The sequence below is a fragment of the Cyclobacteriaceae bacterium genome (genome assembly GCA_013141055.1).
GTDB lineage: Bacteria > Bacteroidota > Bacteroidia > Cytophagales > Cyclobacteriaceae > ELB16-189.
The window spans coordinates 635,719-660,997 of record JABFRS010000001.1 but is presented as its reverse complement, the minus strand read 5'-3'; the positions used below and the strand labels follow the sequence as shown (position 1 = coordinate 660,997).

The 25,279-nt window shown below is 42.6% G+C and carries 14 protein-coding genes; 6 read left to right on the top strand and 8 right to left on the bottom strand.

Annotation, left to right across the window (positions count from 1 at the left end; all coding sequences use genetic code 11):
* Positions 1-116: 116 nt before the first annotated feature.
* Positions 117-2,480, top strand: coding sequence for an FtsX-like permease family protein (locus HOP08_02875; protein NOT73845.1), 2,364 nt, complete (start codon positions 117-119; stop codon positions 2,478-2,480).
* A gap of 13 nt (positions 2,481-2,493) precedes the next feature.
* Here the strand turns inward: HOP08_02875 and HOP08_02870 are convergent, their stop codons facing one another.
* Complete coding sequence (locus tag HOP08_02870; protein NOT73844.1) at positions 2,494-3,246, bottom strand: ATP-binding cassette domain-containing protein; 753 nt, start codon at positions 3,244-3,246, stop codon at positions 2,494-2,496.
* Positions 3,246-3,980, bottom strand: a complete 735-nt coding sequence (locus tag HOP08_02865) for an ABC transporter permease (protein ID NOT73843.1) — start codon at positions 3,978-3,980, stop codon at positions 3,246-3,248. The genes HOP08_02870 and HOP08_02865 overlap by 1 nt, the downstream gene beginning before the upstream one ends.
* Before the next feature lie 38 nt (positions 3,981-4,018).
* Between HOP08_02865 and HOP08_02860 the strand changes: the two genes are divergently transcribed.
* The 5 genes from HOP08_02860 (at position 4,019) to HOP08_02840 (ending at position 8,166) form a co-directional block, all read left to right on the top strand.
* Entirely contained in the window at positions 4,019-4,723 is a 705-nt protein-coding gene (locus HOP08_02860; protein ID NOT73842.1) for an SDR family oxidoreductase, read from the top strand.
* A 67-nt stretch (positions 4,724-4,790) separates the two neighbouring features.
* On the top strand, positions 4,791-6,749 hold the full coding sequence (gene ispG, locus HOP08_02855; protein NOT73841.1) for a (E)-4-hydroxy-3-methylbut-2-enyl-diphosphate synthase: 1,959 nt from the start codon (positions 4,791-4,793) through the stop codon (positions 6,747-6,749).
* A 2-nt stretch (positions 6,750-6,751) separates the two neighbouring features.
* Entirely contained in the window at positions 6,752-6,964 is a 213-nt protein-coding gene (locus HOP08_02850; GenBank protein ID NOT73840.1) for a hypothetical protein, read from the top strand.
* Positions 6,965-7,315 carry an MmcQ/YjbR family DNA-binding protein gene (locus HOP08_02845; GenBank protein ID NOT73839.1) on the top strand — a complete coding sequence of 117 codons (351 nt, stop codon included), beginning with the start codon at positions 6,965-6,967 and terminating at the stop codon, positions 7,313-7,315.
* A gap of 101 nt (positions 7,316-7,416) precedes the next feature.
* The gene (locus HOP08_02840) at positions 7,417-8,166 is read left to right on the top strand and encodes a hypothetical protein (protein ID NOT73838.1); all 750 of its coding nucleotides are present in this window, start codon (positions 7,417-7,419) and stop codon (positions 8,164-8,166) included.
* Here the strand turns inward: HOP08_02840 and HOP08_02835 are convergent, their stop codons facing one another.
* The 6 genes from HOP08_02835 to HOP08_02810 form a co-directional block, all read right to left on the bottom strand.
* The gene (locus HOP08_02835) at positions 8,167-8,859 is read right to left on the bottom strand and encodes an SOS response-associated peptidase (GenBank protein NOT73837.1); all 693 of its coding nucleotides are present in this window, start codon (positions 8,857-8,859) and stop codon (positions 8,167-8,169) included. It abuts the gene before it with no gap.
* Positions 8,860-8,871: 12 nt separating this feature from the next.
* Positions 8,872-9,801: an alpha/beta fold hydrolase gene (locus HOP08_02830; GenBank protein NOT73836.1), complete on the bottom strand. Its 930-nt coding sequence runs from the start codon at positions 9,799-9,801 to the stop codon at positions 8,872-8,874.
* A 57-nt stretch (positions 9,802-9,858) separates the two neighbouring features.
* Positions 9,859-10,389, bottom strand: coding sequence for a putative metal-dependent hydrolase (locus tag HOP08_02825; GenBank protein ID NOT73835.1), 531 nt, complete (start codon positions 10,387-10,389; stop codon positions 9,859-9,861).
* A 55-nt stretch (positions 10,390-10,444) separates the two neighbouring features.
* The gene (locus HOP08_02820) at positions 10,445-11,266 is read right to left on the bottom strand and encodes a TerC family protein (GenBank protein ID NOT73834.1); all 822 of its coding nucleotides are present in this window, start codon (positions 11,264-11,266) and stop codon (positions 10,445-10,447) included.
* A gap of 359 nt (positions 11,267-11,625) precedes the next feature.
* Complete coding sequence (locus tag HOP08_02815; GenBank protein NOT73833.1) at positions 11,626-23,910, bottom strand: T9SS type A sorting domain-containing protein; 12,285 nt, start codon at positions 23,908-23,910, stop codon at positions 11,626-11,628.
* Positions 23,911-24,053: 143 nt separating this feature from the next.
* Positions 24,054-25,274 (bottom strand): hypothetical protein, encoded by a 1,221-nt coding sequence (locus tag HOP08_02810; GenBank protein NOT73832.1) that lies wholly within the window; start codon positions 25,272-25,274, stop codon positions 24,054-24,056.
* Between the last annotated feature and the right edge of the window lie 5 nt (positions 25,275-25,279).

Sequence of the window (25,279 nt, the reverse complement as noted above, 5' to 3'; positions counted from 1 at the left end):
TCGCTTTTTTTATTTGCCTAAGCGTAACCATTATTTCTTTCGTCAGTATATTATTAGGAAGACTGGCATGCATCCCTTGCGTACCGGATTCTGTCTATCCTAAAAATTTTCGGATTATGTTTAAAAATTACCTGCTCGTTGCCTTGCGCAACATATTTCGGAACAAGCTATTCTCATTTGTAAATATTCTTGGACTTGCATTTGGAATGGGGAGTGCGCTTTTGATTTTTCTTTGGATCAACGATGAGTTGGGGGTGGATCAATTTCATGCAAATGGCGATAGAATTTATCGTGTCATGGAAAACCAGAAGTACACGGATGGCAGACTATTCACTTTTTCATCAACGCCAGGCCCGATGGCTCCATTCATTAAGGACAAATATCCGGAGATTGTTCTTGCGACCCGCTACACATGGGAAGTGAACCAGCTTTTTCAATTGGACGATAAATCATTCTATGAAAAGGGCAGGTTTGCGGAACAGGATTTTTTTGAGATGTTTTCGTTTAGTTTACTTTATGGCGACAAGACTTCCGCTTTAAGAAATAAGAACTCCATTGTTATTAGTAAAGCTATGGCATTAAGGTTCTTTGGAACAGTTGATGCTGTTGGAAGGATTCTATTAATGAATACTAAAGATTCATTCACCATTACAGGAGTGCTCAATGATCTTCCTTCTAATTCATCTTTAAAGTTTGATTATCTCATCCCTTTCCAGTTTTTCTGGAATGAAAATATCTCATGGTTGGATAAATGGGATAATAATAACATCAGGACGTTTATCATGCTGGAGAAAGGCACCAATGTCACCGACTTTGAAAGGAAATTTGCAGGTGAAATCAAACTACATGTAGAAAAGTCAGATACGGATCTTTTTATTCATCCTTTTGGAGATGGATACTTGTACGGAGATTTTGAGAATGGTAAACAATCTGGAGGAAGAATTGAATACGTTAGAATATTCTTCGTTGTTGCCATTTTCGTTCTCATGATTGCCTGTATCAATTTCATGAACTTGGCAACTGCTCAAGCATCAAAGAGAGCAAAAGAGGTCGGTTTGCGAAAAGTTATTGGCGCATTCCCACGTCAATTGTTCAGACAATTTATGGGTGAATCATTTTTAACAGTGATGTTATCAGCAGTGATAGCAGTAGGATTGGTGATGATTATTCTTCCTATGTTTAACGAATTGACGGGCAAGCATCTTGGATTGTTTTTGCTGGATGCAAAAATTGCCATCATATTTATCTCAATAATTGTCTTCACTGCATTTCTTGCAGGAAGTTATCCGGCTATCTTCATTTCTGATTACAAACCTGTTGAGGTCTTGAAAGGCCAACTTAGATCTGGCACCGGTGCTTCATTGTTCAGGAAATCCCTGGTGGTAGTTCAGTTTTCACTCTCTATAATCCTGATCATTAGCACGATCGTTGTTTTCAGGCAAATGAATTTTATGGAGAAGCGAGACATAGGATTTGTGCGTGAAAACGTCTTTTACATGTACATGCAGGGAGATATGTCAAAAAAGTTTGATGCAATTAAGAATCAACTTTTATCGGACCCCTCCATTGAAAGTGTCACCGCCACCAGCCAGCTTCCAATTGATATTGGTAATTCGACCACTGGGGTCAGTTGGGAAGGTAAGAATGAAGATGAGCGAATTCTGTTTTCTAATCTTGATGTTGACTATGATTTTATTCAAATGATGAAGATGGAGATGCTGGAAGGCAGGCCTTTTGATAAAAGTATAGTTTCAGACAGTCTTAGTTATATTGTAAATGAAAAAGCTGCATCGAAATTCGGATTTAAGGATGGTGTTGCTGATCAGGATCTGACCATGTGGGAACGCAAAGGCAAGATCGTGGGAGTTGTTAAGGATTTTAATTTTGGATCTCTCCACAATCCTATCGAGCCATTGATATTAAGAATTCGTGAAAGTGAAAATTATAATTGCCTGCTGGTTCGTACCAAAGAAAATCAAAGCAGCGAGGCATTAAAGGCAACGGAAAAAATCTGGAAGCAATATGCTTCTGCATACCCTTTTAAATATTCATTTCTAAATCAGGATTGGGATAATTTCTACAAAGCTGAAGCACAGCGTGGAAAAGTCTTTAACGCCCTCGCGGCTTTATCAATTTTTATTTCATGCCTTGGATTGTTTGGACTTTCAGCCTTTTCAGCTGAGCGGAGAACAAAAGAACTTGGTATTCGAAAGGTGCTGGGTGCAACGAAAGTCGGACTTGTGGGATTGATGGGAAAGGAATTTGCTACGCTTGTAATTACTGCTTCTGTAATTGGTTGTCCGGTAGGCTGGTATATTATGGATTCGTGGTTAAAAAATTATGCGTTTCATGTTGAAGTAGGATGGATCTCCCTTGCAGCTGCCGCTATTGCCTGTTTCTCGGTCTCACTGGTCACCGTAGCTTATCACTCACTCAGAGTTTCAGGTGCTAATCCAGTGAACTCACTTCGATATGAATAAAAGACAGCTTCTTCTAAAGCCTTTCTTTCAATCCTTGCATAACCTTATTTGAGAATACGAAATTATCTAGCTCTTTCACGCCAGAATGCATGATCTCCTGACTGGAGCCTTCCCATAGCTTCTGGCCTTTATAAAGAAACATGATCTTTTCTCCAATACCCATCACAGAATTCATATCATGGGTTACAACCACTGTGGTAATATTGAACTCGTGAGTGATTTCGCGAATGAGGTCATCAATCACAATGGAAGTTTGAGGATCCAGGCCCGAATTAGGTTCATCGCAAAAAAGATAGTTAGGATTGTTAACAATCGCGCGCGCTATTCCCACCCTCTTTTTCATACCTCCTGAAATCTCTGATGGCATTTTTTTATTGACGTTCTCCAATCCTACACGTTTCAAGCAGAAATTTACTCTGTCAAGCTTTTCTGCATGTTCCATTTTGGTTAAAATGTCCAATGGGAACATAACGTTCTTCTCAACATTCTTTGAATCGAAGAGGGCGCCGCCCTGGAAAAGCATTCCAATCTCGCGACGGATCTCGGCTTTCATATCTTTCTCAGCCTCCGTAAAATTTCTGAGATCATAAAACACATTGCCTTGATCTGGATTAACCAGTCCTACAATGCATTTTAAGAGTACGCTTTTTCCCGTTCCGCTGGAGCCGATGATAAGATTGGTCTTCCCCTTATCAAACTCACCGGAAATACCGCTGAGGACGTTTTTCCCGGCAAAAGATTTCGAAATGTCTTTGATCTTTATCATTACCGAACGTAAAGTAATTGAGCCAGTAAATAGTCAGCCAATAGAACTGCAATGATGCTTGAAGTCACAGCCGCCGTCGTAGCAACTCCAACCTCCAGCGCTCCTCCTTGAGTATAGTAGCCTTTAAAAGATGATATTGATGAGATCAGGAACGCAAATACGAAGGCTTTGATAAGAGCAAAAGTTATGGCATACGAATCGAAATAGAATCGTAGTCCATACACAAAATCAGTTGGACTTATTATATCCGTAACTGATCCTACTATATAGCCCCCGAATAATGCACAGGCACCTGCCACGATCACCAGCGCAGGATACATCAGCAACGAAGCAACAATTTTTGGAAGGACCAGATAGGAGGCAGAGTTGATCCCCATAACTTCCAATGCGTCTATCTGTTCTGTAATTCTCATTGTACCAAGACCCCCAGCCATGCTTGAGCCAACTTTACCGGCATAGATCACCGCCATAATAGTGGGGGCCAGCTCAAGCACCGTCATTTCTCTTACTACCTGAGCGATAATGTACTTCGGAATCAGTGGACTTATCATATTGTAGGCAGTCTGCACCGTAGTCACAGCACCTATGAAAAATGCTACCAATGCCACCAGGGAAATTGATTTTACGCCGATCTGGACGGATTCTTCAATGATAAGCCTGTAATACGTTTTAAATGATTCCCGCCGAACAACCAGTGTTCCCAAAAAAATCATGTACTGACCAAATCCCTTCATGAAAACATTTAACTTGCCCTAAAGATAAAATAAAAATCATGAGGAAAGTGATGGTCATCACCGGTGGAACGAAGGGTATCGGCAAGGCTATCATCGAGAAATTTGCCTCTCAGAAATTTGATATTGTTACCTGTTCCAGAAATTCCATGGAGCTGACTGCCCTTCAATCGTATCTCGAAAATACCTACTCAATTAAGGCTCATACTTTCAAAGCCGACATGTCCGTAAAAAGCGAAGTGAAGGGATTCACCTCCTTTGTTTTGGGATTGGGGTTGCCAGTGGATGTGCTGATTAATAATGCAGGGTTTTTCCTTCCGGGTTCTGTGATCGATGAAAAGGAAGGTGCTCTTGAAAGTATGATAAATGCCAATGTGTACAGCGCTTATTATACAACGCGGGAACTCGTACCAGCCATGAAGAGCAGGAAGAGTGGTCATATTTTTACCATATGCTCTATTGCCAGCATCAAAGCCTACCCAAACGGAGGTTCTTATGCCATTTCTAAATTTGCATTGCTTGGATTTACAAAGGTCCTTCGGGAGGAGTTGAAGGAATCAGGAATCCGTGTAACGGCGGTTTTGCCAGGTGCTACAAGGACATCCAGTTGGGATGGGGTTAACTTGCCAGACGAGCGATTTATCAAGCCAGAAGACGTTGCAGAGGCCGTATACGGAGCGTGGTCCCTTTCAGAAAGGACTGTTGTTGAGGAGATCCTGATCCGTCCTCAATTGGGAGATATTTAGCCTCCATTGCCCTCTTCCTTTGAACTTTTTAATTCGGTAAAGGTTAACTTTGTGTAACTGAATTAGCGTGGAAACACCCATCTCTCAAATACGTCAATATTGTAATAGTCTTATAAGCTACTCCCGGAGAAAAACGAGAGAAGTGAATATTGGAGGCATCCCAATGGGAGGTACTAATCCTATCCGTATCCAATCAATGACAACCATTGATACAATGGATACTAAAGGATCGGTGGAGCAAACAATACGGATGGTTGAAGCTGGATGTGAATATGTTCGTATTACTGCTCCTAGTATTAAGGAAGCTCAGAACCTTGCTGAAATCAAAAAGGAACTTCGGGCCAGAGGTTATAATGTTCCTTTGATTGCAGATATTCATTTTACTCCAAACGCAGCAGAGCTGGCGGCTCGAATTGTTGAAAAGGTTCGGGTTAATCCAGGAAATTATGCTGACAAGAAGAAGTTTGAGGAGATCGATTATACCGATTCTGGTTATGAAGCAGAACTGGATCGCATTCGGGAGAAATTCACCCCTCTTGTAAAGATCTGCAAGGAGTATGGGACGGCCATGAGGATAGGAACCAACCATGGTTCCCTTTCTGACAGAATTATGAGCCGCTATGGAGATACGCCTCTTGGAATGGTGGAATCGGCTCTTGAATTTCTGAGAATATGTGAAGACCTCAAGTATCATGAGATAGTGCTTTCCATGAAGGCTAGTAATCCTCAGGTCATGATCCAGGCGTATCGATTGCTGGTTCAGAAGCTTGACGAAGAAGGATTTCAACCATATCCGCTTCATTTGGGAGTTACCGAGGCTGGTGATGGTGAGGATGGAAGAATCAAATCATCTGTAGGAATTGGTACGCTTCTGGAGGACGGACTGGGAGATACCATTCGTGTTTCCCTTACGGAAGAACCTGAAGCTGAAGTTCCGGTATGCATTGAATTGGCAGATCGCTATAAAGAGAGACTTCCACATGACCCTATCCCGGAGATAAAGCATTATCCCATTAATCCATTTGAATATAAAAGAAGACTGACCACAGAGGTTGGAAATATTGGTGGACATCAGGTGCCAAGGGTGGTAGCAGATTTTTCCATGAAAGAGAAGATTACTCAGGCTTCCCTTTATGCATTGGGATATCATTATTCTGTTCCGTTGGACAAATGGAACATCACTGATGTAGCTTGTGATTATATTTTCCTGGGTGATAAGTCCGTTGATTTTGAAATTCCCGGAACGCTAGGATTGATTTATATCCATACTGAATGGTTAAAACATAAAAATCAGAAGAGAAGCTATCCCTTTATTAAATCAGTCGATTATCTGGAGGGAGTTGAAGTATCAGATAAGGTCAATTTTATTTATGCATGCCTTAAAGATTTGTCAGAACCATTGATCGCTAAATTGAAATCCGATAAGACGGCTGTTCTCCTGATCGATACCTACAATAAGCATGGTTATGCAGAACAGCGAAGACTGTTTGTCGAACTCATGGAAAAAGAGTGCCAGGTTCCGGTAGTAATTGGCAGGGCATATGGTGGCCTGACTTCAGAAAAGCTTCAGCTTTATTCAGCAACTGATATCGGGGGATTACTCATGGATGGCCTTGGTGACGGTGTATTTATCGCCGCTGAGAATTGTGGTCCAGATAAAATAGTCAATGAAACCGCCTTTAATATACTTCAGGCAACACGTACCAGAATATCCAAGACGGAATACATTTCGTGCCCTTCATGCGGTCGGACTTTATTTGATTTACAGGAGACAACGGCAAAGATCAGGTCGAGGACGAATCATCTGAAAGGGATTAAGATCGCTATTATGGGTTGTATTGTGAATGGTCCGGGAGAAATGGCTGATGCAGATTATGGATACGTCGGTTCCGGGCCTGGAAGAATTACTTTGTATCGAAGTAGAGATGTGGTGAGAAGAAATGTTCCGGCAGCACAGGCCGTAGATGCATTGATTGGATTGATACAGGAGGACGGAAATTGGATTGAGTTAACAGAGAAAGTGTAGCCATGGAAAACGAACAGGATCAGGGTCTTAAGAAAAAGAAAAGCGGTCTCCGGGATTTTATTTCCCTTGGGGAGGTTGGAGGTTATTTCTTTCGAAAGAAAGATCCCAACCGTCCGCAGAATGTTAATATCAGGATCATGCATGGAATTAATAAAATATCGATTGCCATTTTCCTGCTGGCTGTAATTTATCTGGTGGCCAAACGTTTCTTTTAGGTGAACATCGAATCATTCAGGGAGTATTGCATTAGAAAGAAAGGAGTAACAGAAGAGTTTCCCTTTGACAGCAACACGCTGGTGTTTAAGGTGATGGGCAAGATGTTTGCGCTGACCGATGTTGAGAAGTTTGAAGGGATTAACTTGAAAGTAGAACCTGAAGCAGGGGCAGAGCTTAGAGATAAATACGATTCTATTCAGGCTGCCTATCACATGAATAAAAAGCACTGGGTTACTGTACTTATGGGCGGCTCTGTTCCTGAAAAGTTGCTCAAAGAGCTAATTGATAATTCATATGCTTTGGTAGTCCAAAAATTGACTAAAAGCCAAAAATTAACACTTAATAGCTAAATACTCTGAATATCAATACTTTATATTGGTTACTTATAGTCAATATTTAGGATTAGTTGGGGTTAATTCCTTAATTTTGTTGATTGCACCTTAATCTACCCATGACCAGGGCATTTCTTGTCGTAGTTGTATTGGTTTCTATGCTTAGCGCTTGCACTCAGCGTCTGGCTTGCCCTGCTTATCAGAGTTCTTTCATCTATGATAAAGATGCACTCCGTCAGAAGTTCAGCTACTTTAAGGAAGACTCTACGCCAAAAATATTAACCGCCAGCAAGAGTAAATACCTGATCGCCGTTCCTGAGTCTTATCGTAAGAAATACAGGAAGATGCAAACTGTAGAAATGAAGCCGATCTATCCGAAAATCCCTGATTCGCTAAAGACGAATAAGGATGATAGCATGCTTATGGCAGAGCGCGACGAATCAGATAGCACTGGCATAACGGAAGGGGATACGGCTCCAGGGGATAGCACGTATGCCATCACTAAAACGAAAGAGAAATTCAATCTGGACCAGGACCTTTATATGTGGTACTTCCGCGAAATGCTCGTGCTACCGGATGTCCGGGCCTCGATGGAAAATAATTCTGAAAAGAAGAAAGCTGCAACTTCAGCCGGAACGGTTAAGAAGGAAAAAGTAGGCTTCTTTAAAAGTCTGAAAAATATTTTTAAGAAGAAGGAAAAGACAGATTCTACCTCTACTGATTCCAAGGCAAAAGTGACAGACGTTAATAACCCCGAGCCGAAACCTAAGAAAAAAGGAGGGTTGTTTGGCAAGAAAGACAAAACACCGGAAGCTCCCGTACAGAAGAAGCCAGATCCCAAGAAAAAGGAAGAAGGAGAAGGGTTCTGATTAATCGAATAATGTAAGATTTCCGAATTGATCAGATGCCGGCGCAGGCATAATTATTAACCGATCATTTCTTTCCGGAAAATTCACGGACGGCGAAACTGAATAAAAATCAAGAGGAGGTGTGGGAGTTTTTAGTATTGAAAGAAGCTCATCCTCATTTGCAGATTGCAGCCACATCTTACCTATTTCCGGACTAACTATGACTGGCATCCGATCGGTAACAGGGGTGACAAATGAATTAGCTTCAGTTGTAATCACCGTGAAAGTATGATGCATCTCACCCTTTTCGTCATCATATTCTTCCCAAAGTCCTGCGATGGCGAACATGTCTTTATCTTTCAGAGTAAAGCGGTAAGGAATGCTTGTCTTTTTACCGGCTCTTTTCCATTCATAGAATCCATCAGCAGGAATCAGGCATCGTTTTTCTCTTAGCTTTTTAAGCAACACAGATTTCTCCGCAACCAAATCGAGACGGGAGTTAATAATCTTTTCTCCCAGAGGCTTCTTGTTGGCCCAGGAGGGCGGTGCACCCCAATAGAAGAAAGAAACACCTTCCTGACTATCCTGGGTGATCACAGGCAGTAAATGCGTTGGGGCTGCGTTATATTTTGGCTGATACGCCTCTGGGATATCAACTGAAAATCGGTTCGCAATCTCCGTGCGGGATCCAGTAAGTGAATATCGGATAAACATAATCAGATCACATCAAATTGATTTATCGATAAACGACAAAGCCCTAAGCTCTGACCAATATAGTCCATTCTGATTGAACAAGGCGAATCCGACATGTCCTCCGCGATCCGGAAATTCACATTTTAAGTTTTGGAAATTTTCCTTTGGGAAACACTCTTCGCTCAGGAATGGATCATTGAGAGAATTGACCATGAGAGTAGGAACCTGAATATTCTTAAGGAAATGTATCGAACTGCACTGAGTGTAATAATCAATCGCATCTGTAAAACCATGAAGGGGACCGGTAAAGTGATCATCGAACTCCTTTAAATTTTGAACTTTATTCAGCATACTGGTGTCTAAATCTTTCCTCACGGCAGCTTTAGCTCTGACTTTTGCTTTTAAATTCCTGAGAAATCTCTCAGAATAAATCCAGTTATGAGGTTTTGATATCTCAAGGCAACTTTTATGAAGATCGATGGGTACGGAAAAAGTGGCAGACCTTTTGACAGCTGAATTTACTTTTGATTCTCCCAGATATTTAAGAGTGACGTTACCCCCAAGACTAAATCCAATGAGAAATACCTCGTTATAAAATTTGGAGACATGATTCACAACAGTACCGAGATCATCCGTTGCGCCACTATGATAAAATCTCAATTGTTTGTTGATCTCGCCACTACACCCTCTGAAATTCCAGGCCAGGACATCGTACCCGTTTGAAAGAAATGCTTTTGCCATTCCGGTTACGTATGCTCTTGAGGAATTTCCTTCCAGTCCATGACTAATAATAACACAGCGATTTGAACCACTGCGAAACCAGTCTAAATCCAGAAAGTCGTCGTCGGGCGTTGTAATTCGTTCACGTTCAGGATTTTGCAGGGTAACCTTCCTGGCAACGGATGGATAGATCGTCTCAATGTGCCGGTTGAAAAGTATAGAAGGCGGGCTGTAAGGAGACATTTCGCAAATATACTATTGAAGAGAACAGCCTACCTCAATAAACTTCTGCTAATAATTCTACCAGCCCATTTTCTCTTTCAGGGAGGTGATATGCGCAAGATGATGTTCACCGTGCCAGGCATATGTAGCGGTCAGGCGATCAAGAGGTACCTGCTTTTTTGTTTCGGGATGAGTAAATTCTTTTCTAAGATCTTCTTTCTTGAGACCCTTCAATAAAACAATCCATTTTGAATGAAGGGAATGGATTAGCGGAAGAGAAAGTGCAATGGGAGCGGAGGTTTCTGGTGTAACGGCCCATTCTTTTTCAAAGTATGCTTTGATCACGGGATTATCTTCTGTTAGAGTCCATTTATAGCGTATGTAAGCATTCATATGACTGTCGGCTACATGATGTACGACTTGCCGAACGGTCCATCCACCATCACGATAAGGGGTGTCAAGCTGTGCATCATTTAATCCACGAACGGCATTCTCCAATTTTGCTGGGAGGGAGGCGATACGATCAATATTTTTAGAAACATCTTCCATTGAGTAAGATTCTTTGGGTTCAAATTTCCCAATAGGATATCGTGGATCGATAGCAGTCATGATATTTTGTGTTTGGTTATCCGGAAAAGGATAATACGATAAGTTCTGATACTATTTATTTCTCAAGTTCTTTCATAGCCTCTTTCATTTCATCTTCACTGAAGGGCTTATTGAGCTTGACGGGTTTCGTTTTTCGCTTTTTCCGGACTCGGATATTGGTGAGCTCGATGAGCATTGAGAAGGCGACAGCGAAATAGATGTATCCTTTCGGAATAACGTAGTGCAAAGCTTCCAAGAATAACATGAATCCGATTAGGATCAGGAACCCGAGGGCGAGAACTTCCATGGAGGGGTGCTGCTGAATAAATCGGCTAATCGTTCCACTGAAGAACATCATAACGATGATGGATACGATCACAGCAATGATCATGATAATGACCTTATCGCGATCCACAATACCGACCGCCGTAAGAATTGAGTCAAATGAAAATATGATATCCAAGAGGATGATCTGAACAATGGTGCCTGATAACGTAATGCTGGCTTTCTTAGCGATGCTTGATTCATCATCATCGTCATCACTGCCTTCCATTTCATGGTTGATCTCCATGGTGCTTTTGGCGATGAGGAATAATCCACCGAAGCCCAGGATAAGATCACGACCGCTAACGGCAACATCATGATCAAAAAGAAAATTAGCAGGAACTGTAAACAATGGTTCTGTAAATCCGATGATCCAGGTAATTCCAAGGAGGAAGCAAATACGAACGATCATGGCTAATGCTAAACCAATGTTTCGTGCGCGTTGTCTCAGTTCTTCAGGGAGCTTGTTTGAGACAATGGAGATAAAAATAATGTTATCAATTCCGAGGACTATTTCAAGAAAGCAAAGAGTAAGAAGCGCCAGCCAGGCATCAGCATTTAGAAATATTTCCATGCGAAAGAGAGGTAGGGGTTAATTAAAGCAGCATCAAATTAGCGAAAGGACTGAACAAACAAAACCGCTACACGTAAATAAAAAAGGCCCTTTTCATTAGTAAAAAGGCCTTTTTTGAGAACTCAATAACGACCAAAATTAACAGCTAAATGTTTATAAGAGATTAGTCAGTCAAAAGTTGTTTTAAGAGGTATAATCAAACATTCCACCAAGAAGCAGAGCGGGTTTGGATGCTGAATAAATGAGGGAAAATCTCATATATACCGGGTGTTCTGCAGGATATAGCTGAAGAAGTAACTTTCATAACATAAAAAAGGCTGCCTTTTCAGACAGCCTTCTCTTATTAAAGCTAAACTCTCTTAATGAATTACCATGACCTTCTTTCTGACGAAGTTTTCTTTACCAACTTCAATCTGAAGAATGTAAACTCCTGCAGCCAGATCACTTGTATTAATCACTTTCTGACTTGAGCCACCTGGTATGGAAGACAGCTGAATCACCTTACCCATCTGGTCAATCATTTGAAGAGGTGCATCTTGTGCGAGTACTCCCGGAAGCAGGATGTTCAATTCATGATTTGCAGGAACAGGGAAGAAGGTAATCTTCTCAGCAAATGCAGGTTCTAATCCAGTGACCACTGCTGGTTCAGAGAGATTCCTCTTAATCTCAACCTGATATATTTCATGAGGCCTTTCCTCTTGTTGCAGGAATACCGCGATGGCTAGATCACCAGTAGGAGCATAAAGCTTCTTTAGCTCAGGTGTCCAGACGAAAGAGAATGTTCGAGCTACGGTGTTAGGAAGAGGTGTTCCAAAGCGCGTACCCGCTGCGGATGGAAGCATTCTTTTCATAACATATTCAAAGCTTGTTTCCCCACTCTTGATCATTGCTTGCTGAGTTGAGCTCAATGAAGCGGCAGGTACAGTTTGCTCAAGAATTGCTACATGAAGTATCGTGCTGGCAGGAATACCAGTTAATACGGTAGCAGTGATCTTCGCATCAATCTGAATTTGATTATCCGCCAATGTTGAAGTGGTGATTTCCACATCCGCTTGTGCAAGTTGAAGAGTTCTCTTTTGATATAAGTTTGGAACCCAATCTTCAAATTTGCGATCCAGATCATCCTTTTCTCCATCCAATAATGATTTTGGAGTAGCGGTGATATTATATAATAATGCTCTGGAGCTTGGATCACCAGGATTATCTTCATTGAATGGATCCTTTGCCGGGAATCCTAAGTGATAGTTAATCTTTACTACTTCTGTTCCAATGCTTGTGCTGATAAAATCGGCAATCTTTCCATTCTGTATTTTTTCTTCAGCAGTTGGATTACTATTACTAGCACTGGTAAAGCTCTCCAATAGAATTGTACGGGTTCTGTCCCCGATACGAACATTGTCGAGTGCAAATCCCTGAACTCCAATTCCTGAAGCAGCACTTCCAATTGCCCATCTGAAGACAGTTTTGTTAGGAATGATTGATGCATTTGTAACAGGATCCTTAAAAATTGCATCCAGAACGTGCTTCGGTGCCTGCCATTTTTTAATTTCAGGACCACTCCATCCGAAATCATTCGACCCCTGAGTTCCAGGTCTTCCTGCAATACCCTGATCTGTAAACCAATCTTCCCCATCATCGATTTGACCTAAAGCCCACCATTTCTTATTGGGATCTGCGATATTGAGATCATCCGTAGAGTATTCCAAAACAACTCCATCACTTTGCTCAGTTTGAACAACGCTGTTAAAAGAGATCATAGATCTGGTCAAACTTGAAAGATCAAAGCTTGGTGAGTAAAGCGCAGATTTTTCACCTGCTTTATAAGTCCTTACCTGTGTAATACCATCTGGCAAAGTAGTCAGTGGACCTGTTAGGTTTGTTTTCCAGATATTCACTTTGCTGATATCTGTATCATCTGGTACTGCAATGCCACTATAGTATGGTCCATATTCCCAGGTTGCTGAACTCAGGCCTTGCTTCATTAATGGTATGGTTGTTCCAGTTCCCCACACTTGCCATTGTTGGCCAGAAGGTCCTTCAAAATCTTCCACCAATACGCCAGTGGTTGCCGGAGGCACTACCACCAATGATTGTCTTGGTAAAACTACGATTGAACGATATGAATTTTGAAGTGCAAGACTATTAACACAGCCAATGAGAGATGTGACGGTAAGGTTGATATCCTTACGACCAATAGATGAATAAGTGTGTGTAACAACATTCGCATTATATGCGGCGTCATTTGCTAAACCTGTTCTTGAGACAATAGGAGAGGCATCTCCAAAATCCCAATCGTATTTGGCAATGACATCGGAAGCGAGTCCCACAATATCAGTATCATCCGCCGGAAGATTTCCTACTGGAGTAAATGGAGAGGAAGCCCCGAAAGCAGTTGAAGTCTCATTACTATTGAATCGGAAAACATCATTTGTTGAAACCCCATCCATTTTGAATTTAACAACTGGTATGCCACCTACTCCAAAAATCTGAGTAACAGGTGTAGATGCGCAACCCAAGGAAGATAGCACCGACATGGTTACAGCTTTAGGACCGAAAGTATTGTAGGTATAATTCAGTGCACTGGCAGGTCCAAAAGCAATCCTCTGTCTGTTGGTACCAGAAGTGATATCACCGAAATCCCATTTAACACTATCAATAACTCCACTGCTGATGGTCGAGCGGAACGGTAATGCTCCGTTTGCTGCATCAAAAGTAATTTGCTTTCCAACGCAGAAAGAGGTTGGATTTGGAGTTTGAGGATCTGCTGTGTTTGTAACAAACTTCACAAAATTACCTACTGGATTTGGTGCAATCCTGATTGTAATGCTGGATGTACCTGAACAAGGAGATATGTTTAGTTTGTAGTTGTAAACGACTCTGATATTGGCATAACCATTTTTGCTCAAGGAAGGATCCAGTGTTGCTGTTCCGTTTGAGTTATCAATAAATCCACCTCCTGTAATTGGAACGCCACTCACAGCATCAACGGCACTGAAGGTTCCAACAGATGTTCCTGCAAGCGCAGCAGGGAAACCGTTGAACTTCACAATTCCACCCGCTTCACAATAGATTGGGACTGGCTGAACAGAAGAAGGTTTGGATTCATTTATACGATCTACTTCAACAAGTGGTGCTGGTGCGATAAAGAACTCCACGAGCTGCTTACGAGGGAATACAACTGTTGAGTTTGTAGTGCTTTGATAGGTACCAGTGAATTCAACAGAACCTAATAATCCACCATCGTTATAGAAATTTCCCTGAGCAGTCGGGCCTTTTCTGAATACGAGTGTTGGATCTGGAATCGCAGAATTGATTGTATGTGCGTTAAGAATAGTAGCATCATCAAAGGTATAGTTGTAGAAAGTAGTAGATCCAACAACAAATGGATGAGGTACTGGTAAGGTCTTGATAAGATTTTGCCAGTCAGTACCACTTATTACCTGTGTTCCAGGATTGTCGATAACACTTTGTGGCAGATCAGCTCTTAGATTATTAGCAGCTACTGCCGGATCTCTCATATAATATCCTGCAACGTTATTTACAACAACGTGTCGAATGCTTCCATCTACGCAGAACGGACTCTTGATCAACGTAATGGCAGGTGGAGGAGGAGGAAGTGCACCAGGTGGAATCGCTGGGGCAGCATTCGAAATATTAATACCCGTTGTATGATCATAAACTGTATACTGAACCGGATTATTGGAAATACATCCATTGTTGTCGGTATGACTGATAGTGATATTGAACGGAGCATCTTTTGTAACCGACCCGAGATTAAGTGTTGTTACACTTACACCCTGACCGATAAAGGTACTTGGTCCGAAATCACCGGCTGCAAACAGATCACCACCTGAAGATGTTGTAGGTGTTAATTGAACTGCCAATGATGGACTGTTAAAATTATCTGGAATCGAAGTCACCGTATTTGCAGGTGGAGACGCCAGGGATTTATGATAGCTGTTTGTGAATCCAACCGCAACTGCATCTGATGAAGTAAGCGTACCCATTGTGGTACCATCAGGAATAAAGGATGTCAGCGCATTTCCTCCAAGTCTTCTGAATGAACCACTGGATGAACTTGTAGCAATTACACGTAGGCCCGATATAACGATCCTGTCACGACTGGTGAAATTCCTGTTGATATAACTCACGGTAAGAATACTATTTCCAAAGAAATCAAGTGTTCCGCTTCCTGCCTGGAAGTCAGACCCAATCAGTTGTAATGTTCCATAGGTCGGAACAGATCCTGTTTTAGAAACATCAAACTGGAAACCTGCTGGCAATACGATGTTCATCGTTTGCAGAGTGGTACCCGCATAAAACTGTGTGGCCGTTCCCTCAGTAATAGTTAAAGGAACGTTGAGCACCTGATAGCTATTATTACAAACCTTTATATCAGGTTTGTTTAATGTAACCGTTGTCACCGCTGCAGCAGTGAAAGTTAATGTTGGGCCTGTTACCGGACCTACTAAGGGCAGTGGTGGGGTCGTTCCAACGACAAGGAAATTGAATGAAGACGAACCATAAGGTGCTGCTGTCGCGTATGGTGTAGGTAATCCATCATTTTGGGCATACATCCAGACATCATAATTTCCTGCTGGCCATGATCCCCCTGTCGGAGTGATAACTCCCGTTTGAGAGATAGGGTTTGTCTGAGTGATGGCAAAACTACCTCTTGATCGAACGGTACCCGTGTATGAAAGATCTGTACCATTAATCATGTCATTAGTGGGTTGAGGATTCCCTGAATTAACAACCATAAAGAATGCTGTTCCCTTCTGATCGAAAGTAGCAGAGATCAATGCGCCTGACAACGAAGCACCACCAATTGTTGGATTGGGCACAGGGGTTGGTGAGTTAGCATTCAGAAGTACCGGAGGTGTTTGTGTGGTAGTTCTGAAATACAAGGATCCTGGATTTGAAAATCCCTGGAACACATTGTTCGCAGCATCCATGATACCTGTTAGTGCTGAGAAATTTCCTGTTGGTATTGTTATATAATAGAAAGTATTGTACGCCAACGGCAATACAGCTGGTGGAATCTGGAATCTGATAGGATTTGCCGTAGGTCCGCTTCCGGGGCCACCGCCATTATCATATTTACCCAATGGTAAGATCAGAGGACAATCAGCGATGAAAGCCCCGGTAGCATAATTATATAATTTCACATAGCCATCGAGTGTCCAAACCGGCACGCTGAAATACAAATCAATGCTGCTCTGATTAATGTTTACGTTGAGCTGCGCTTTAGCAGGATTTGAATTTGTCAGGATCGGAGGGAAGATAGAAGCAAAAGTATAAGACTGTCCGAAGGTAGAAGATGTAGCCGACCCATTGCTTGTAATAATATTGGTATCAGATCCAGAACCAAACCCACCATCGACAATCGATGGCTGAATGGTTGGAGTGCTTCCGCTTGCTGTAGGATCAATATCCACTTCAAGGAAATAAGTCAAAGACTGTGTGGCGATGTCTCTAGGAGTTGGGAAGACTACCTGAATAGACTGGAATGGCGCTGGCGAGGTTACAGTTGCACCAATGGTACCCTCAACATTCTGAGCTGTTGCTGTGCTGAAAGAAGTTGAAGTGGATTCATAAATTCTGAAATCACTGAATACGCTGGTAATTGGTGTACTCACTGGATTATTGAATGAAATCGTAAATCCATTCAGCTTTGGTTCAGTACCAGCAGTATAAGGAACATTAAAAGTAAATCCGAAAATCACTTTGTCTGTTGAATTTCCTACGAGGTTGGTAGAAGTGATAACTCCACCTGTGGCAATGAGGGTGGTTACGTCCAGAACTTCTACAGCACTTGATACCCCAGGAGTAAGTGCTCCTGAACTGGCAGTCAATGTTCCTAATCCTGCATTTTGATATTGAAGGGTGCTAAGGTTAAGAATCCCATTTACAACATTAAAGGTTCCGCTAATTCCAACAGAACCAGCTCCCATGAAAGCGGGCGCATTGTAATCCAGATCAAGTAATCCGTTTACGTCACGCGCATGAACAACTCCAGCCGCTACCGGCTGACTCACTCCTGCATAAGCGGGAGGTTGAGTTATGAAATCAAGCTGAGTTGCAATAACGTTTACAGTACCAGCCGCCGCCTGATAACCTCCAAAAACCCCTGCTATATAATTCACATCAGGTGGATTAGGATAGAATGAAGAGCCATTGCTGAGCACAGCATCCATAATTCTTACGTTAATAGGATCGTGATCTCTTACGGCAGTTGCACTTGGGGTTTCATCACGGAAACTTACGCGAATGCTCAATGGAACAATTGAATTGTCAGGGGCTACCAGTAAAGGACTTCCGGTGAAAACAAAATCATAGAATGCTGTTGCATCGGTGATAGCACCAATTGCTGTAACATTCTGCTCCGAAAGTTCAACGCCATTACTATACAATGCAATCCTCCTGAGATTAGAAGGATTTGTAACTCGTATCGTTATAGACGTAAGCGCGGTAGCGGCACCATCGACGTCAGAATTAGGCTGTCCGTCATTATTTGTTCCAGTGGATACAACTGAAGCAAAGTATGGGGCCAGGACCTTACTACCGTCAACCAGAAGCATTCTTGAAATTTCAAGACTAGTTGTTGTGTTCTGAATGTCTGATGTCTGGAAGTTAATATAGTTAAGTGTTGAATTAGGAGTGAATGTCGGATCACCAATGATCGACGACTCAAAGGAAGAAAGTAATGTAATGGTTGGCGACACATCTCCAGTGGCACAAATGATTCCATTTACACCGCACGTTGTGCCTGGACCTGCACCTGCGCGAACATGAAGCGATACATCCTGTGCATTTACACCCGAAGTGAATTGAAAGTTAGTCGCCAGATCCAGTACACCAGAAATAAATGGTGTGGTGTTGACTACAGGACCATTGATTGTTGAAACGCCGGAGCCTGCAACAAAATACCTTACTGGTTGAATGTAATTCAAATCACGATTGCCATTCACATCAGTTGCTTCAATGGAAACGTTAGGATAATTAGTATTCAGGCTGGCTGAAGTAGGACCGGTAGGGGAGATGTAATTCAATTTGGTTGCAACTACATCCACAGTATTATTGGTACCTGAATTGACTTGTTGTGACAGTATTCCAGTGCTATTGGCACTTAGGACTATGTTATAATATATTACTTCAAAGCCAAATCTTAACCCATCAACTGAAGGTGGAAGAGTTCCTGTCATTGGTGCTTTCAGGTGTATCTTCAGCGTATAGGCCTGGGTTCCATTATCAGGAACATAACCAAGGGTATTGATAGCCGTTGGGATACCTAAAAATTCTATATAAGAACTCGTAATCGAAGTTGAAGCAATCGAATGTCCAAGACCATCTTGAAGAGTTGCGCCAGCGATCGCATCAGCCCAATTAGTAATGGTATTGGAACCTCCAAACTGGGTAATGTAAAGTGCATTGATCAGTGTTGGTAAACCGTCATTATTGGCAACAGCAGTTCCAATTGGATCATCATTAATGTTGAAATTGAAAACTGTGGCTTGTGAACCAGGGAGCGTTGTAAGTGATGAGATCGTTGCAGGAGCAGCAACACCATTCGTGATGGAAGTAGCAAGACCTGCTTGCACGCTAACAAATGAGCTAGAAGTAGATGTCAATGCTCCGGATGTCGCGGTAAGAGTTCCAGTACCCGTCTGCGTATATCGGAATGACGCAGGGGCGGGAGGATTCACTGGGAATGTATAAACACCCCCGTTAGGTGAAGGGTTATCAACTGTTAATGTATTCGATGGACTGATCGTTACTGCAGATGCTAATGTAACATTGGTAACATAATCGCCATCTGTATTACCATTGGCATCAAGGGCTTTGATCACTGGCACTGGTGATTGATCCTCAATATCAATATTGGGCAATAAAGGAGTGCCGGGATTTGTGGTAAATGCAAGACGTGTCGCATTAACTTCTATTCGGTTGTTATCTGAAGCGGTAGAAGTAACAGCCGAACCTGCACTTGCATTAATAAACTGCGAAGAGGTAAGAGTAGCTACTGTGGCATTGCTAATGGTAAAGGTTAATTGTGAATTATCCGTTACAGTTGTTCTGAAGCTAACCCTTACAGTAAATGAATTGGCTGCACCACCATCCAATGTGGTGATGGAGAGTCCTGTAAAGTTTACTGTTTGAAGAGAAACGGCTTGTTCAGCAAGCTCTACTGTTCCAGCTGAATTATAAAGAGCAATTCTTCTGATCGCAGTAAAATTCGAACCCAGGTCAAGTGTTACACCTGTAAGAGTTGTGGCAGCACCGTCAGCATCAGGGCCGTCTACTATATCAAACCTGGCTACAAGAGCACTATTAGCAGAAGTCAAATCAACCGCTTCCTGTATGCCTGCATACAAGATGTTCTGTGGATAGACAAAACTTGTGTTCTCAATGATTGTTGAAAGGTTGGAAACGTTTACTGCAAATAGATTACTTGAAGTATTAGGCATTGCATAAATATTGGAAGTAGATAACTGCAATCCTGTTCCTGTGTTATTATGGATAACATTTGGGAAGGTTGCAACTCCTAAACCACTGAACGTTGCAGATTGCGCTGAGGCAAGGCTTCCTGTAGAAAGGAGACTTACAATACCAGTCGCCCAGTCTACATCCCGGTTGTTTAAAACATCAGCAGCTTCTACTGTTATGGATGGTGACATAGCAACTCCCAACAAAACGGAAGCTGGTGGTTGCTGAACAATTCTAAACCTATTCGCATTTACGTCAATGGTATTTTCGCTGCTTCCGGTTGGTGTTGTGGTTCCAGCACCACCACCAGCCGCGCTGCTGAATTTCGAACCGGTATTCTGAGCTGAGGCTGCCTGTACATGAAGAGAGAACTGACCATGATCTAATACATTCGCAGTAAAGCTAACGCGCACCGTGAGAACAAACGTCCCATCATCCGGAGCGACCAATGATAATCCTGAAAAGACAACGGTTGATGATGAAACGTTCTGATCAGTTCCGCTTACTTCAGCAGCTCCATTGTAAAGCGCAATCCTTCTGATATATCCAAAATTAGCCCCTAAGTCAAGCGTAAGACTTGTAAGTGTAGTCGGGAACAAGTCACCATCCGCTGAACCACCACCATCTCTGACATCAAATCTTGCAACCACTATACTGTTTCCGGTTGTCAAATCGGTAGGTTCTTGAAAATTTTCGTATTGAATAAAGGTTGGGTAGAAGAATGTTGGAGGAAGCTGAGCTGTAATGGTAGAAGACGCTGCGTTGATCTGGAAGAATGAACTCAATGCTTCCGTGAATCCTGAAATAGTGAAAAGTTCAAGGTTTCCACCCGCTGCGCTATGCACAATATTTGTATAGGTACCCACACCTGCTACGAATGTTGCACTCTGCGGAGATGAAGCAAGTGTTCCGGTAGAATATAAATCTACAGAGGATACGAAATCCAAATCACGGTTGTTCAAACCGTCAACAGCCTGCATGGTAGGAGATGGGGACATCACTACATTGACATCTGTGGTCGAAGGTTGTGTAATGAACAGGAATTTTGAAGCGTTTATTTCAATGCGATTTCTGTTTCCAGAAGTAGAGGAGGACGCTCCGCTGGCATTACCCGCCGCAAATTGAGAAGAACCTGCTGCTGTCGTTGCTCCTGTAATAAGGAAAGAGAATTGTTGATTATCTGTTACAGTAGTCTTAAAGCTTACGCGAATCGTAAAGCCTAAGGTGCCACCATCCGTCGTAGCTAAGGCGTTTAAACCTGAGAACAATACTGTTGCAGAGGATACAGTTTGTTCTGTTCCAATTTCAGTTGTTCCAGTTGCATCATAAATCGCAATTCTTCTAATAAAATTGAAGTTAGATCCAAGATCAAGCGTAAGAGTTGATAAAGTAGTACCAACAACGTCACCACCTGCACCGTCAAGATCCTGAATAGTAAATCCTGCTGCGAGGAAACTGTTGGCAGGAGTCAGATTAACACCTTCCTGATAAGTATCGTATAGTACATTCGATGTATATGTGAAGCCGGCATCTTCGATTATGTTCGAAAGATTTGAAAGAGAAGCACTGAATGTCGAACTGGTGGGGTTCGATAATGTTCCTGAATTGGTTGTTAATGTAAGACCCGTTCCAGGGGCAGTAAGAATGATGCCTGAGTAAGTTCCTAATCCAGCAACAAATGTCGCGTTTTGAGGACTGCTGCTTAATGTTCCTGTAGAAGTGATACCAATAGATGAAGTGGTATTTAAATCACGGGTACCCTGAAGATCTGCAGCTTCAACAGTAACAGCAGGTGTCATGGCAACACCCACCGTTGAGTTGGAAGGTTGTTGTACAAACACGAGCCTTGTTGGTGTTACATCAATTGCTCCATTGGATGATCCTGAGTTAGCATTTGAAGAAACCATTCCACTTCCTGTTCCAGCCGTAGTAACGTCTGTATGAATAAGGGATAAGACCAGATTTTTATTATCTGCAGTAGCGCGTATGGCAGTATTTAATGGGGCATTTAACCAGATCTTTAAAGTATAGGTCTTAGATCCACCATCAGGGACTTCTCCTAATTGTCCTGCAGCATTAGGAATAGTGGCAATGGTTATTGTTCCCGCAGCAATGGTTACAGTTCCAGCCGGACCATTTGGTATGTTATCATATAATTCCGCTCCAGCGATCAGATGAGTGAAATTGCCAAAGAAGTTTCCTGCCCCTGGCTTAAAGACCATTTGAGAAATTCTGGTTGGCACACCATCCGCTCCGGCATCCGCTATCTGGAATGTGAAGATGTTAGCTTCTGCACCTTGTGTAATAATAGTAGATGCAATCGTAGCGGTTCCGCCTCCAGTGGAGATGGTTGCTTCATTTGCAATGGCAATGGTACTCACGTTCTGAACAAGGGGTGAGGTGAGCATGTAACAATCACTGGCTGTGTTATATGCATAAACCGCAAAGTGATAAGCAGTGCTTGCCGTCAAATTGGATAGTGTAACAGTTGCTGCGTTACCGCGATAGACAATTTTATTACCACTTCCCTGATTGGCTGCTAAGCTGAAGTCGCTATTGATCTGTCCTGCATATGCATTGCCACTTACCGGAGCAAATGAGACTGCGGAACCCTGTCGCGCGATGACGATCACGCCACCTGTTCCGTCTCCATTAGTCCAGTCGTATTTGAGTGAGTTGCTTTTAAGCTGCGCAGCTGGGAAAGGAGTTGCTGCGGTTGCCGCCTGCATGGTTGGAGCTACGCAGGTAATGACCGCCATGTCACTCGTTACTGGAGTTGATTGATTTGTAACTATATCTTCTGACACACTATAGATGTAGTAGGTGCCAGGTGTAAGACTTCCGATGGTTACCGGAGTGCTCACATTCATTGCTACCGGAAAATTTCCAAGAGAAAGATGTCCTGTACCAGTGCCTGCCTTGATTTGAGCAGCAGTGGGTGCAGAAGCACTACTGGTTACTTCATAATATGTTGTTGCAGCTTCATTGCTGACTGTGATATTAAAATCAAAGCTATTGGTAGTTATGTTTGATACGCTGTGCGCTGATACGGTAGGAAGAGTACTATCAATGGTAAAAGATCCACCGGAAGAAGGAGTTCCAAAAACAATATTTCCTGCCTGACTTTGACCAGTACCAAAAGTGATATTCACGGCTCCGCTTCCTGCACCTACAGTATGTGTGTAAGTATACACGGTAGAACTTATCTTATTCATGTTAGTAAGAGCAAGCGTGTTAGCACCTGACAAGCTGATCTGCATTGCAGGAGGCGCATCCTTAATGGCTTCACTAAACGTTGCAGTGATCAATAAAGACTGACCCACTTTCACTAATGCATCTGGATCATCATACGTTATAGCTCCGGTAGGTTGTGTATAGGTTACGATGACCTGACCTTTCGCACCAACACCCCCGCTACGATCCGTATTTGTATCGGAATAACCGCCAGAACCACCACCACCCGGTGCATTCCCAGTAGATCCATTACCTCCTCCAGTATTTCCATTAGCACCATTTCCTTCCCCCGTTCCACCAGTGCTAGATGCACTTGCTGAAGTAGGATTTCCAACTGCTAATGCTGTTGCACTTCCACCACCACCACCACCAGCTGTTGCATTAGTTGCAGTTCCCGGGGCTGTAAGACCAAAGCCACCATTAAAAGTAACACCAACTCCCCTGGTACCACCTGCTCCACTAGAAGCTCCGCTAGTTCCTCTCACGCCGCCACCACCACCATCCGCGCTAACAGGGATTGCAGAACTGAAAGTAGTGGTTCCACCATTACCTCCGCTTGCATTACTGCCTACCGTTCCACCATCTCCAATAGTAACACCAACATTTCCGGGTGCTACCACTACGTTAGTTGTTTTAGTGTAGCCACCACCGCCACCACCACCACCACCACGATTTTCACTACCACTACCATTCACACCACCACCACCACCACCACCACCCCAGCATTCTACGGTGACATTGGTAATCCCTGCAGGCACAGTAAAATTACCTGATGCCGTAATGGCAGCAGAAGTAACAACATGCTGGGAGACCGCTTCAATGATCCCTGCCGACAGCAGTAAAAATGTTAAAGAATATTTGAGAAAATTATAAGACCGTTTTACAGTAAAGAACCGTGAAGGGTTAGCTTGATTGGGTGACATTTCTTTATTGATTAAACGTAATGATTGCATGTTTTCCATATCTCCAACTACTTGTTGTATTGATTAAAAAAAAATCAAATTTTCAGTTTCTGTTTTAAAAAATAGTATCCTATAAAATATCCGCCGGGTAAACAGCAGGCTTGTTATTCAATTTTTCCGTTAACGTCGGTCTTAGTAAGTGTAATAATTTTCAACTGACCTTGAGTAGTGGTGCCCAGTACCGCATATCCACCATCGCTGGTTTGGCGAACTGTAACACCATCATCTTTATATCGGCTGCCAAAGCCACTGGTCCAGATCTTATCACCAAAGGCGTTGATACGAATGAGGAAATAATCTGTATCTCTATCTGCACGACCTGAAATAGCAAGTGAGTTAACAGAAGACAAGATGACTAATCCACCATCGCGTGTAGCGCTGATAGAATTACCAACGTCGTTTTGTGTATCGTTATCAAATGGAAAAGATTTAGTGGCGATCACCGTTCCATCAGTAGCCACCTGCTTAAATAAAATATCTGTATCACCTCCTGCAGTTGCAAGACCCGCCTTTTGATTGGTTGATCCAGTCATTGCGTAGTTGATTCCGAAGCGACAAAAATCTTTGGCTACCTCGCTGAATCCAGGAACACTAATCAATAAATCAAAGTCAGTATTTTCTGCGTTAGGGGCAGTCTTTACCATTCGGATTCCAGTGAGACCACTTTTAGTTGCAACACCAGACCACAATGCCTTACCTGATTCATCAATAAAAAGTCTTGTAGCCAGGCTGGTAGAGCCGGCTGAGTAGGTCTTGCTCCACTTTACAGCAGCAAAATTACCTTTATCAACCTCTGCAAGTCTCATAGAATCTGTTCCGGTTGAGCTCAAAACGAGGAAATTACCGGCAGAATTTACGGCTACAGCTTTTCCGCTACCCAGCGGAGTAAGTGATGCTACAGTTCCGTCCAGGGCGCCGGTTTGATTGACTTTCATGACGAGGAGTTTGCTTGTGCCGTTCTGCTGAATATCTTCTCCTGTAATGACGTAACCGCCATCGGCCATAATTTGTAGACTGGATGCTGTATAATTTTTATCCTTGACGTCAATGGGTGGGAAAATCGACTGCCAAACAGGATTTCCTGCTGCGTCCGTCTTAATTAGTTTGATTTTAAAGTTTGGAATTTCTGCTTCGGATTTCTGAATCCGGGTAGTTGCCAGAATGATAAAACCCTTGTCAGGAGTTTCTTCCATCGCCTGTGCAGTGTCATTATTGCCACCATTATAGTAGCGTACAAATGTGCTTGCATTGCCCGGACTCGCTCCATCTTCCGACAGACAAGAACCCAACATCAACAATGAAATGACGGTAAAAATCTTTCTCATTTTCA